The following is a 12,941-nucleotide window of genomic DNA, read 5'->3' on the forward strand; positions in this document are numbered from 1 at the left end:
TTCTCCCTTCCACCGCAATGAATCATCAAACCGTCAGTCAGGGAATCCCGAATCTTTTAAAAGGCGACGTGCTTTAGAGCGGCGCTTACTGGTCGCCGTTGTTGCCCTTGGTCAGGATATCGTCGGCGAGCGAGATCGCGGTCCGGCGATCGGCCTCGCCTGCCGCGGCGAACGCCTCTTCCTGCATGTTGCGGATCCAGGGCTGGTCGGCCGCCGGAGCCCGCTCGAGTGCGGCCGTCATCATCGCCAGGCCGCGCACGACCTTGCCGCTCTGGAACAGGAGGTTGCCGAGCGTCGCCTGCGCGCCGGCATGGCCCTTCTCGGCCGCCAGTTGCAGCCAGCGCCCGGCCTGCTTGACGCTGGCCTTCACGCCGCCCTCGCCCTTGAGGAACATCCGGCCGATCTCGAACTGGGCGTTCGGATTGCGGTAGTTGGCGGCGGCGCGCATGTAATATTCCTGCGCCGCGACGTCGTTCTCCTCGACCGGGGTGCCGGGAATGCCCTTGCGCAGATAGTCGCCGAGCGCCACCAGGGCGTCCGACACATAGCTTTCTTCCGGCGAGCCGGGCTCGACGTCCTGATCGACGATTTCCGAGAAGAACTTGAAGGCGGCGTAGTCGTCGCGCGTCACGCCGTCGCCTTCGGCATACATGCGCGCAAGCTTCCAGGTGGCGCCGATCTGGCCGTTCTCGGCGGCATATTTATAGGCCTCGACCGCCTGGTCCTTATGGCCGTTCTTGTAGGCGGAAAAGCCGAACTGGAACACGGCCCAAGGGCTCGACTGCGGCTTCACGCCGGTCTTGTCGTCGAACACCTTGTCGTCGAAAGCCATGGCCTGCCCGACGGCGCCCAAGGTCGCAAGCGCGACCAGTGCCGAAAAGACAGATGACCTCAACACCTCAGATGTCCGCATAGCAGTGCGTTTCTTCTGCCGCACCCGGATGGGTCACCGCGCCGTCGCGGGCCGACCCTACGGTCTGCGCATATTTCCAGATCGCGCCGGACTGATAGTCGGTCTTGCGCGCCTTCCAACCCTTCGCCCGGGCCGCCAGTTCGGCGTCCGACAGGGCCACGTCGATCGTGCCTTTCACGGCGTCGATCGAGATCACGTCACCATCCTTGATCAGTCCGATCGGCCCGCCGACCGCCGCCTCCGGCCCGACATGTCCGACGCAGAAACCGCGCGTGGCGCCGGAAAAGCGCCCATCGGTGATCAGCGCCACCTTGCCGCCCATGCCCTGGCCGTAGAGCGCGGCCGTCGTCGACAGCATCTCACGCATGCCCGGACCGCCGCGCGGCCCCTCATAGCGGATGACGAGAACCTCGCCCTCCCGGTAATTGCGCTGCGTGACCGCTTCGAAGCACTCCTCTTCCGAATCGAAGCAGCGCGCCGGGCCTGAGAATTTCAGTTCCGACATGCCCGCGACCTTCACGATCGCGCCTTCGGGGGCAAGGTTGCCCTTCAAGCCCACAACGCCGCCTGTCCTGGTGATTGGCCGATCGGCGGGACGCACAACATCCTGGCTCTCATTCCAGGAAACGTGCTCCATATTTTCGGCCAAAGTGCGGCCAGTGACCGTCATGCAATCGCCATGCAGATAGCCGTTGTCGAGCAGCGTCTTCATCAGCAGCGGAATGCCGCCGGCCTCGAACATGTCCTTGGCGACATATTTGCCGCCCGGCTTGAGGTCGGCGATATAGGGTGTCTTCTCGAAGATCGCCGCCACGTCGAACAGGTCGAACTTGATGCCTGCCTCATGCGCGATCGCCGGCAAATGCAGCGCCGCGTTGGTCGAACCGCCGGTGGCCGACACCACGGTCGCCGCGTTCTCCAGCGCCTTCAGCGTAACGATGTCGCGCGGCCGGATGTTCTTGGCGATCAGCTCCATGACCTTCTCGCCCGAGGCGAAATTGAAGCGGTCGCGCATCTCGTAGGGCGCCGGCGCGCCGCAGGAATAGGGCAGCGCCAGGCCGATCGCCTCGGCAACGGTCGCCATCGTGTTGGCGGTGAACTGGGCGCCGCAGGAACCCGCCGAAGGACAGGCCGCCTGCTCGATCTCGAGCAGATCGGCGTCGCTGATCGTGCCGACCGAATGCTGGCCGACCGCCTCGAACACATCCTGCACGGTGATCTGCCGGCCGCGATAGCTGCCGGGCAGGATCGAGCCGCCATAGATGAAGATCGACGGCACGTTGAGGCGCACCATCGCCATCATCATGCCGGGCAGCGACTTGTCGCAGCCGGCGAGCCCGACGAGGGCATCGTAGCAATGGCCGCGCATGGTGAGCTCGACCGAATCGGCGATGACCTCGCGCGACACCAGCGACGACTTCATGCCCTGGTGGCCCATGGCGATGCCGTCGGTGACGGTGATGGTGCAGAACTCGCGCGGCGTGCCGTTGGCGGCCGCGACGCCCTTCTTGACCACTTGCGCCTGGCGCATCAGCGAGATGTTGCAGGGCGCCGCCTCGTTCCAGCAGCTGGCGACGCCGACCAAGGGCTGCGCGATCTCGGCCGCCGAGAGGCCCATGGCATAGAGATACGAACGATGCGGCGCGCGCGCCGGACCAACGGTCACGTAGCGGCTGGGAAGCTTGGCCTTCGAGATTGCCTTGGCGTCCATCATCGTCCTTGCCGCACACCCCGCGGCCGGCCCCCTCGCCGCGCCAACCTGGCACGCATCCCGGGACATATCTCGGGTGCTCCGGGTTTATGGCGGGAAATGGGCAGTTCCCTCGGCAAGTCTTTTAGCGCGGGGGTTGTTCATAAACTGTTGCCGAAACGTCACAATCGTATCGGCCGCCGGTTGCGCGGCGAATCTGCAACAGCGGGTGGCGGAACCAGGCTGAAGCGCCATCGACACAACGAAAAAGGCCGGGCAATGCCCGGCCTTTTCGATGAATTTTCAGAAACTTAGAACTTGATCTTGATTCCACCTGAGATCGCCGTGACGAGATCGTTGCCGAAGTCGTAGCTGGCGTCGGTGCCAGCCGTATAGCCTTCGGCCGTCACCGTCCCGGAATGGCCGCTGGTCATCACGCCGATCGCGCCCGCCAAACGAACTTCGATATTCGGCTGGGGCGTGTAGGCCACGCCGCCGCCGATCGTCCAGGTGTCGGTCTGCGCGCCGTAGCCATGCGAGGTGCCGCGGTCCCAGGTCAACTGGCCGGCGGCGCTCCACTGGTCGTTGAACTTGTGACCGATACCGCCCGAAACGGTCCAGCCGTCACGATACATCAGGTCGAGCGACGTCGCCTCGACCGGCGAGCCCGTGTAACACGCTGCTATGGCTTGCGTGCCCTGGGGGCAGATCGCGACGCTCTGCAACAGGCTCCAATTGACCCACTTGATTGAACCGAACGCAAGCCAGCCAGGCGCGATACCCGACTGCAACTTCAGTTCGACTGAATCCGGCATGTAGGTGTTTTCGCCGTAGATAGGGGTGATGCCCTTGGCAACGCTGGTGAGATCGAGCGTGCCCGAGATGTTGTCGAGCTTGACCCGCGAATTGTAAACCAAGCTTGCGCGCAACGCGATGTCGGGAATCTCGTACGCAACACCAGCGCGCCAGCCCCAGCCGTTGGCTTCGAGATCGACACGGCCGATCAAGCCCGGAACTGGCGCCAGCAGGCTCTCTTTGAAGCCAGAAATATCCTGGTAGAACACGCCGCCAATAAAACGGAGCTGGCCCTTGCCGACATCAAACTTATAAGAGCAGGTACCTGCGTAGTTGTTGCTCTTGATATCGGTTTCCACGTTGGACTCCGCGCCATTCCAAAGTCCCGGTGCGGTATGTGCGCCCCAAGGCTGCGAATAGTCGACCATACAGTCGACGCCTTGGACAACTTGAGCCTTCACTCCAATGCGAGGAACCCAGTAGTCCTCGGCTCCATCGGCGGAGGTCCCTAGACCAAAATCGGTTCCGCCCGGCCCCTTCGCATTCTTGTACTTGCGATCCGGCATCACATAGGTCGCTTCAGCTTCCGTCGCGACCGGCGCCGGATCGAAAAGCAGGTCAATGTCGTAGCCGCCGCGCTCCAGGCCGCCGGCATGCGCGGGGTGCATCGCGGCACCGATCAAAGCGATCGAAAAGCAGCCAGCCCCCGCCAGAGCTTTGAGCCGCAAGATGTTCATGGAAATCCCTCCCCGAAATACAAGTGGCTCAAGCTAGAACCAATTCGGGTTAATGACGCAACAACGTTTTCAAGAGCTGTACATGTACATCTTGACAGCACGTATTTTCGCCATGGCGGGGGGCGCCGCAATTGGCGCCCAAATCGCGCCAACCAGCGTCAAATGATCGAAAAAATCTGAAGAACCTGCCTAAAACAGGGCAAAAATGGGCATTTTCTGGGCCAGACGGCCCCATTGTTACATTATGGCAACAATGGGGCGCAAACTTTCCGTTTACGTCAAAATTAACGTAGCGGCACGCTCATTTTCGAGGCAGCTAACGTACAGGAAAGGGCCTCGGAGTAAGGGCGAATCTTGCCGCTCAGCCAGCGTCGCGGACCCTCGCCAAAGCCACCGAAAGCTTCTCCTGCGCCTCGCGATATTCGGCGAGTTTCTCGCGCTCGGCCTCGACCACTTCTTCCGGCGCGTTGGCGACGAACTTTTCGTTCGACAGCTTCTTGTGCAGGCGCGCGATCTCCTCGGTCACCTTGGCCAGTTCCTTCTGCAGCCGCGCGGCCTCGGCCTGGAGGTCGATCAGGCTGCCGAGCGGCAGGCTCACCGTCGCCTCGTTGAGCACGATCTGGGCCGAGCCTTTCGGCGGCGCATCGGCGAGCGCGATGTCGCCGACGCGCGACAGCCGCTTGATCGCCTGGGCGTGGCGCTCCAGCCGCTCCTGCGTCAGCGTGTTGGCGCCGATCACCATCAGCGGCGCGATCGCCGCCGGCGGCACATTCATTTCCGAACGCACTGACCTGATGCCCGAGACAAGATCGACCAGCCAGTTGATGTCGGCGGCAGCCTCCTCGTCCTTGAAATCGGGCGACGGCCAGGCGGCATGGCAAAGCAGCGATGAGCGCTGCTTGCCCTCGCCCGCGGTCTGCGCCCACAGTTCCTCGGTCATGAACGGCATCATCGGATGCAGGAGCTTGTAGATCTCGTCCAGCACGAAGGCGACACAGGCCCGGCTCTCGGCCTTGGCGGCCTCGTCCGTACCCATGAACACCGGCTTCAACAGTTCCAGGTACCAATCGCAGAACAGGTTCCAGACGAACCGATAGGCGGCGCCTGCCGCCTCGTTGAAACGATAGCTGGTGATGCCTTCGGTGACCGCGCGCGCCGCCCGCGTCAGCTCGGTCAGGATCCAGCGGTTGACCGGCAGCTTGGCGTCGTTCAGCCAGAAATCGTCGTTGCGCGCGACCTCGTTCATCTCGGCGAAGCGCGTCGCGTTCCACAGCTTGGTGCCGAAATTGCGGTAGCCGGCGATGCGCGCCGGATCGAGCTTCACATCGCGCCCTTGAGCCGCCATGACGGTCAGCGTAAAGCGCAGCGCATCGGCGCCATATTCGTCGATCAGGTCGAGCGGATCGATGACGTTGCCTTTCGACTTCGACATCTTCTGCCCGTTCTTGTCGCGCACCAGCGCGTGCACATAGACGGTGTGGAACGGCTCCTCGTCCATGAAGTGCAGACCCATCATCATCATGCGGGCAACCCAGAAGAAGATGATGTCGAAGCCGGTCACCAGCACGTCGGTCTGGTAATAGGTCTTGAGCTCCGGCGTCTTGTCGGGCCAGCCGAGCGTCGAGAACGGCCACAGCGCCGACGAGAACCAGGTGTCGAGCACGTCCTCGTCGCGGGTCAGTATCTCGCCCGGCTGAAAATTCTCGAGCTTGTCCTCGACCCAGGCCTTCCACGGCCCTTCCAGCGCCAGGTAATATTCGATTGCGGCAGCGAGTGCTTCTTCCTCGGTCTTTTCGACGAAGACACGCCCGTCCGGCCCGTACCAAGCCGGGATCTGGTGTCCCCACCAGAGCTGGCGCGAAATGCACCAAGGCTGGATGTTCTCCATCCAGTCGAAATAGGTCTTTTCCCAGTTCTTCGGCACGAAATTGGTGCGGCCCTCGCGCACCGAGGCGATCGCGGGCTTGGCGAGCTCGGCGGCGTTGACATACCACTGGTCGGTCAGGAACGGCTCGATCGGCACCCCGCCGCGGTCGCCATGCGGCACGGCATGCCGGTGCGGCTCGATCTTGTCGAGGAACCCGCCGGCTTCCATCAGCTCGACGACCTTCTTGCGGGCAGTGAAACGGTCGAGCCCGTCGAGCTCGTCCCACACCGCCTGCCGCTCCGGTGTGACCTCTAGACCGGCGAGAAAATCCTCATTGTCCTTCAGCTTGATGTCCGCTTCGACCGTCAGGATGTTGATCGCCGGCAGCTTGTGGCGCTTGCCGACCTCGAAATCGTTGAAGTCATGCGCCGGCGTGATCTTGACCGCGCCGGAGCCTTTTTCCGGGTCGGAATACTCGTCCGCGACGATCGGGATCTTGCGGCCGACGATCGGCAGCACGACGTTGCGGCCGACCAGATCGGTGAAGCGCTCGTCGCCCGGATGCACGGCGACCGCCGTATCGCCGAGCATCGTCTCGGGACGCGTCGTCGCGACCGTGATGAAGGTCTTCGGGTTCTCAGGGTCGAACGCCTCGCCTTCGATCGGATAGCGGAAGTGCCAGAGATTGCCGTTCACCTCATGCTGCTCGACCTCGAGGTCGGAAATGGCGGTAAGCAGCTTCGGGTCCCAATTCACAAGGCGCTTGTCCTTGTAGATGAGGCCCTCCTTGTAGAGCGTGACGAAGACTTCCAGCACGGCCCTGGACAGGCCTTCGTCCATGGTGAAGCGTTCGCGCGACCAGTCGGCCGAGGCGCCGAGCCGCTTCAGCTGGTTGAAGATCGCGCCGCCGGATTCGGCCTTCCACTCCCAGACTTTCTCGATGAACTCTTCACGCGTCAGATCGCGGCGATGGATCTGCTTTTCCATGAGCTGGCGCTCGACCACCATCTGCGTGGCGATGCCGGCGTGATCCATGCCGGGTTGCCAAAGCACGTTCTTGCCGCGCATGCGCTCGAAGCGCACGAGGATGTCCTGCAGCGTGTTGTTGAGCGCATGGCCCATATGCAGCGAGCCGGTGACGTTCGGCGGCGGGATGACGATGGTGAAGGCTTCGGCCCCTTCCTCCGCGCCGGCGCCGGCCCGGAAGGCATCGGCCTCTTCCCAGATTTTGGCGATCTTCGGCTCGACGGCTTTGGCGTCGTATGTCTTTTCAAGCATGGAGGAAATCCGAACTGTCGGGAACAAGCGTCCGGTGTAAATCGGAAGGTCTTGGCCGAGTCAACCGCGAGAGCTGCGATCGCTCTCACAGATAGGCCGGCCTTGGCCGGCGGCAATCCCGGCCGGTTCCACAATGGCGTGCCCGGCTGATGCAAGTCGCCGGCAAGAGCGCGTCGCCTGTATCCGCTTCCACGCGACGGCGGCCTCAAACAAAAGCGCCGCCCAAGGCGGCGCTCAGACTGCCTAGTCCGGCAGCTTACTGCGCCCCGCGCGCCACGCGCTCGATCTCCTCGCGCACCAGCCTTTCGACCAGCGTCGGCAAATTGTTGTCGAGCCAATCCTGCAGCATCGGCCGCAGCATCTCCTCGGCCATCTCGTCGAAACTCTTCTTGCCGCGGCTGGCAAAGGCGTCGGAAAGCTCGCCGAAGGCCGCGGCGACCTGCCTGCCCGTACGCTCGGAAAGGATCGCGGGCCGGGCCGGCTGCGCCTCCGGTTCGGATGCCCGGGCAGCGCCGGCATGCGCGGCAGCTTCAAATGCCGGCTCTTCCTTCTCGATCTCGACCTTCGGCGCGGCTTCCGGGACCCGGACGGCCGGTCTCGCGGTAACCGTGCTGCCGCCGACCGCCGCTATTTCGCGCCGCCAATCGGCGACAATGGTCTCGGCCGACTGCGGCGCATTTGCCGCGGCCGGCCTGCTCGTGGCCGCTTGCGCGCTCGGCTCAGCAGTCCCGGCATCGACCGAAGCCGCCTTGACCGGCTCGGGCCGAGCCTCGACGCGTGCGATCGCCGGATCGGCCGCCGCAAGCTGGGCCTGGACCTCCGCCAGTGTCGCCGGCTTGCGGGCGTCGGCATGCAATTCGGAACGAAAGGCGTCGACCTCCACGGCGGGAGCGCTAACCGCGGCAGGCTCCAGATCCTGGCGCAGCTCGCCGGCCTCGGCCGGCTGCTTGCGCCCGGTGTCGCTGTCTTCGATGATCCTTCGGATGGAAGCGAGTATCTCTTCCATGGAAGGTTCGCGCTGCGCGCTGCTTGCCGTCGCCATCGTCACATCCGCCGCCCTGGTGACCAGTCCAAAAACCAGACCTGTCCAAAAACCAGACCTGTTCAAGAACTTGACCCGTCTATGAATTCCGTTCCTGCCCGGGTTGGAATTCGAATCAATGACGACAGCGTAACCGACCGATCGTCATCCGAGAATCCCCAATCTGGGGACACGTTGGATTTCAACAGATTAGGCGGCTCGCGGCCCGATAAGCCCGAGCCGTCGACAAGAAAAACGCCGCGCGTCCATCGGACACGCGGCGTTTTGCCGGAAGCATGCTGTTGGGAATCAGCGCCCGTCGGGCGTGCGCAGTCCGAACCACTTGTCCTTGACGGCGTTGTAATGCTCTTCCGGCCTGTATTTGGTGACCGCCAGGCCAAGGCGATCGACCGACAACCGGCCCATCGCCTGGAGAATGGCATAACTCGCCACCACCACGTCGCGCTCGGAGCTCGCCTGATTGATCTTGGCGGTGATAACCGCGTTCTGCGCGTTGAGCACATCCAGCGTGGTGCGCTGGCCGACATTGCGCTCCTCGATGACGCCGTTGAGCGCCAGTTGCGCGGCATCGATCACCTGCCTGTTGGCATCCACGCTTTCTCGCGCCGAGGTGTACTGCGTCCATGCCGTGACCAGAGCCTGGCGCACCTGATCACGGGTAACGTCGATCTGGATGCGCGCCTCCGAAAGTGATTCCTTGTTTTGCCGCACCAGCGCCGAGGTCCGTCCTCCCGAATAGATCGGAATGGTCAGCGTGGCGCCGATATTGGCCGAGGTCGAGGTGCCGTTGGTGCTCCTGATGTCAGGAGCGGAGTGGCTGTAATTGTCCGAAATGCCGGCCGAAGCCGTCACTTGCGGCAGCAGCGCACCTTCCGATGATTTCACCACAAATGCCGCGGCGTCGACAAGATGCTCCGTGGCAAGAATGGCCGGATGCTCGGCCGAGGCGATGGCCAGGCCCGAATCCACACTCGACGGCAACAACTTGGCCACAGGCGATGCCGCCTTAAGCTTGCCCGGCTCGTCGCCGACGATCTGATGATAGGTGGCGGCGCTCGCCAGCGCCGTCGCGCGGGCGGCGCTGAGCTGCGCCACGGCCGTGGCGCGCGAGGCATCGGCCTGGGCGACGTCGGTGCGGGTGCCCTCGCCGACCTCGAAGCGCGACCTTGCGGCGCGCGCCTGCTCGGTCAGGAACTGCAGGTTCTGCTCGGTCAGCACCGCGACCTGGCGATCGCGAATCACGTCCATATAGGCGCTTGCCGCGTTGAACAGGATATTCTCTTCGGTGTTGCGCAAGCTTTCGACCGAAGCCTTCACCTGCGCTTCCGCCGCGGCGACGTTGTTCCTGGTCTGAAAGCCGTCGAACAGCGTCTGGTTGATCTGAACGCCGAAGTTGCCGGTGGTTATGTTCTGGGTCGAGCCCTGCGCGTGGGTGCTGGTGTAGTCGATGCTGCTCGAACCGGTGACGGTCGGGCGCCAGCCCGACTTGGCGATTGCCACGCCCTCATCGGTGACGCGCACGCCGGCGCGTGCCGCGTTGAGCTGCGAATTGTACTGATAGGCCTTGGCGAGAGCGCCCGTAATGGTTTCGGCGGAAGCGGCCAACGGCGAAAGCGCCGTGGCGGAAACAAGGATAGCTACTAAAACACTCTTGCGTAGAGGCGGCACGTTATTTCCCTCATTCGTTTTGCATGGGAACCACGCCACGTCGGCCTACCCTTACGGATCGGCCAGCGCCGCGTTGTTTATCGTTCCCCCGCTGACAGTCTCCCGAAAACACCCGGTTAACCAATCAGCAACGATTGTCTGGCGCAAGCGATCATGACAGCACTCTCGCTGCAAGGCAAAAACGCTCAGAATTCAAACGCGTGAGCACGTTCGAAGCCCGGTAGTGGCTTAATTGCCGCATTAAAGGCCCGTCTTCCGGTTACAACCCCCCCGGCTTTGAAAAACAGCCGGGCCACGCCAGAGTTGCCCTGTCCTTCGACCGCAACCAGGCGTCCTTCTTCCGCAAGCTGGTCGAGCAGCGCCGGCGGCACTTCCTCGACGCTGCCGCCTATGAAGATGACGTTGTAAGGCCCCTTGGCGGCCTGCCCCTGCGGCAACGGCCCGCTCAGCACCGCGACGTTCTGGCAGCCAAGGCTGGAAAGCGTGGATTTTGCCGCTTCCGCCAGCACGGGATCGCTCTCCAGCGCCACGACGGAACGCGCGAGCCGCGACAGCAATGCGGCGGAATAGCCGGTGCCGCAACCGACATCGAGCACCGAATCGCCGGCATCGATTTCGGCCAGTTGCAAAAGCTTGGCGAGCGGCGACGGCTCCATCAGGTAGCGCGCGCCGGCGCCATTGGCGCCATCGGAAATGCGGATGTCTTCGTCGATATAGGCCAGATCCTGCTGTCCGGCGCCGACAAAGGCCTCGCGCGGGACAGAAAGCATCGCTTCGATGAGCGGCGCGCTGGTTACATCGGTGGTGCGGACCTGGCCGTCGACCATCTTCACGCGGCGTTCGGAGAAATTAGCGTTCATGTCCCAACAATCCGCTCCCCGCGCCGGACGCGCGGCTAAAACTTCGACTGGAACCCCTGCTCCGGCGCGATTGCGCTGGAACCCGCAAGCATCTGGAGGCCTCGCCCGGAATCGAACCGGGGTGCAAGGATTTGCAGTCCTCTGCGTAACCACTCCGCCACGAGGCCTCGCAATGCTCCCGGCGTTCCGAGCGAACTCATTATGTTGGCGCTTAAAGGTCGTCAAGCGCTCGCGCGTCATTCCCGACGCTTTCGCATATGGCGGCGAAAGTGGTGATTACCAGTCGGTTGTCCCGGGTCCGGGCATCCGCCGTGGCGGAGCCGGTCCTCCGCTGCAAGCTCATCGGTCGGGACGCCGCCGGCGTTCCCACCAGACGACGAATCGCCGCCGGTGGCGCCGGATCATCGCGAATTCATAGGACAGAACCAGAAGGCCGAGCGGAATCATCCAGAAGCCGAGAATCGGCAGAAAGCCCAGAAGTCCGCCAAGGGTGAGCAGCATGCCGATCGCGATTCGCCAGCCGCGCGAGCGCGGCATCGTGAACTCGCGGCCGAAGATCGAAATCTTCCGCGCCGGGGCGCTGTCATCGTCCGCTGCGGTCATTCAAACCAGATCCCATCTGCTGCCGAACTCATGTCCAAGGGGATACCGGCCGCTTTGTTCCGTGCCGGTGTGAAGCCCTTCATATGTGGGCATGCCGAACGATGGCACAAATAGCCGCATCAAAAACTGGAGAAAAATTGCGAAATGCTGCTTTGCAAAGCCGAAAGGTGTTTGCTATAGGCTGCGCCACTCACGTCAGAGCCTCCGTTCCCCGGTAGCTCAGTGGTAGAGCAACCGGCTGTTAACCGGTTGGTCGCTGGTTCGAATCCGGCCCGGGGAGCCAAGTTTTTCAAAGACTTAGCTGGAATGCCGCCCTGCCAGCATGCCGGGAAAAGTCGTTCAGGGCTACGTTCCGGGCTACAAATACAAGGGCCCAAGCACAGGCCAGCACTCGTGCGAAGCATCAAACTCAGCCCTGACGGCACTATGTCTGCCGTTGAGGTAACGTTTGGCAACGACCAATGCCAAGCATGACCAGCGTCCATTGATCTTATCATCGAAAACAGCATGGCGCTGGATGAATGTGGTTTGCCGTCTGTAACTAGGTTCGATCTCGATCGAACCATCTGGCTACCCTGGTCGAAGGAATTTTTCGTCCCACGTGAAGGCTACAGGACGCCGGTGAGCGGCTGCCTCAATGAAATGAGTCGGATGCAGCTTGAAGCTCTAAAAGTGGCGAGGCGGATTCATCCGAATCGGCAATCGAGCTAAAAAGAAAAGGCCCGGCCACCTGAGCAGCCGGGCCACGTAGCAGGTCGGTGGTGAAGCGATCCGCCCGTTGCGTGTCGCCAAGTTGGCGAGCCGCATGGGCCAAAGCTATTCCGCGATGGAAGAGTTTCAGGACCCCTTATCGAGGATGCTCATGTGATGGCGGCGCAGCGGGAGGCCGGGCTTCTCAGCAACGGTGGCCGGCCGAAAACTGGGGTGGAAAATATCCCGGTTTCCATTTCTCCGGCGCCCTATCTGCACAATCGCCACGAACCCAACTTGGTGATCTATCTGGACGCGGTAGCGGTCGCCGTGAAGGGTCTCCATTAGGTGCGCCAAGAATCGTGCGACGAGATCGATTTCGCTGACCTTCGCATTGGCCTCCTTCGCCGCATCAACCGCGAACTTCTCGAAGATGCCGCTCATGTCAGTTTCCCCATCACCCGCAGGATATCGGCCGCCAGCTTGTCGCCCATGTGCTTGGAATAGAAGGCCGTCTCCTTGCTGATCGAGGCGAAGCACGTCATTGCGTTGGCCTTGGCGATCAGTCCGGTGACGGTGCAGGCATCCTCTTTGGAGATGTCGTAGAACGCACGCCGGACGTCATCGATAGCGAACTCGCGTTCCTCGACTGCGGCCTTGATGCCCGTCGCCGCCAGCGCGCGTTCCTTGGCATCCTCGTATTTCTTGGCCCTGCGAAACAGCGCTTTGAATTCGCGCCCGGAGCTGTGGTTGAACCAGCGGCCGTGTGTTTCACTGATCCTGTCGCTGGTGTAGATC

At 62.7% G+C, this 12,941-nt stretch carries 10 protein-coding genes and 2 tRNA genes; 1 reads left to right on the forward strand and 11 read right to left on the reverse strand.

Features of this window, described 5'->3' with window-relative positions; all coding sequences use genetic code 11:
* Positions 1–85: 85 nt before the first annotated feature.
* The 9 genes from FJ471_RS32315 to FJ471_RS32355 all read right to left on the reverse strand — a co-directional run bounded on the left by FJ471_RS32315 (position 86) and on the right by FJ471_RS32355 (position 11,453).
* Positions 86–913 carry a tetratricopeptide repeat protein gene (locus FJ471_RS32315; protein ID WP_140809621.1) on the reverse strand — a complete coding sequence of 276 codons (828 nt, stop codon included), beginning with the start codon at positions 911–913 and terminating at the stop codon, positions 86–88.
* Complete coding sequence (gene ilvD, locus FJ471_RS32320; protein WP_140809638.1) at positions 900–2,624, reverse strand: dihydroxy-acid dehydratase; 1,725 nt, start codon at positions 2,622–2,624, stop codon at positions 900–902. The genes FJ471_RS32315 and ilvD overlap by 14 nt, the downstream gene beginning before the upstream one ends.
* 290 nt (positions 2,625–2,914) lie before the next feature.
* Positions 2,915–4,135 (reverse strand): OmpP1/FadL family transporter, encoded by a 1,221-nt coding sequence (locus FJ471_RS32325; RefSeq protein ID WP_140809623.1) that lies wholly within the window; start codon positions 4,133–4,135, stop codon positions 2,915–2,917.
* Between the two features lie 361 nt (positions 4,136–4,496).
* Positions 4,497–7,280 carry a valine--tRNA ligase gene (locus tag FJ471_RS32330; RefSeq protein WP_140809625.1) on the reverse strand — a complete coding sequence of 928 codons (2,784 nt, stop codon included), beginning with the start codon at positions 7,278–7,280 and terminating at the stop codon, positions 4,497–4,499.
* A 256-nt stretch (positions 7,281–7,536) separates the two neighbouring features.
* On the reverse strand, positions 7,537–8,322 hold the full coding sequence (locus FJ471_RS32335; RefSeq protein ID WP_140809627.1) for a PopZ family protein: 786 nt from the start codon (positions 8,320–8,322) through the stop codon (positions 7,537–7,539).
* A gap of 288 nt (positions 8,323–8,610) precedes the next feature.
* Entirely contained in the window at positions 8,611–9,990 is a 1,380-nt protein-coding gene (locus FJ471_RS32340; RefSeq protein ID WP_140809629.1) for a TolC family outer membrane protein, read from the reverse strand.
* 185 nt (positions 9,991–10,175) lie between these two features.
* Positions 10,176–10,850: a protein-L-isoaspartate O-methyltransferase gene (locus FJ471_RS32345; RefSeq protein ID WP_140809631.1), complete on the reverse strand. Its 675-nt coding sequence runs from the start codon at positions 10,848–10,850 to the stop codon at positions 10,176–10,178.
* Positions 10,851–10,943: 93 nt separating this feature from the next.
* Positions 10,944–11,017: transfer RNA gene (locus tag FJ471_RS32350), tRNA-Cys, on the reverse strand.
* 172 nt (positions 11,018–11,189) lie between these two features.
* The gene (locus tag FJ471_RS32355; RefSeq protein WP_140809634.1) at positions 11,190–11,453 is read right to left on the reverse strand and encodes a hypothetical protein; all 264 of its coding nucleotides are present in this window, start codon (positions 11,451–11,453) and stop codon (positions 11,190–11,192) included.
* A 208-nt stretch (positions 11,454–11,661) separates the two neighbouring features.
* Between FJ471_RS32355 and FJ471_RS32360 the strand changes: the two genes are divergently transcribed.
* A tRNA-Asn gene (locus tag FJ471_RS32360) sits at positions 11,662–11,736 on the forward strand.
* A 554-nt stretch (positions 11,737–12,290) separates the two neighbouring features.
* On the opposite strand, the gene FJ471_RS32365 is transcribed toward FJ471_RS32360, so the two are convergent.
* A complete protein-coding gene (locus FJ471_RS32365; RefSeq protein ID WP_140809636.1) occupies positions 12,291–12,587 on the reverse strand; it encodes a hypothetical protein in 297 nt (98 codons plus the stop codon).
* On the reverse strand, positions 12,584–12,941 hold a 358-nt coding region (locus FJ471_RS35000), incomplete at its 5' end, for a hypothetical protein (RefSeq protein ID WP_181179894.1). The genes FJ471_RS35000 and FJ471_RS32365, both read right to left, overlap by 4 nt.

This window comes from Mesorhizobium sp. B2-7-1 (assembly GCF_006440735.1).
Lineage (GTDB): Bacteria > Pseudomonadota > Alphaproteobacteria > Rhizobiales > Rhizobiaceae > Mesorhizobium.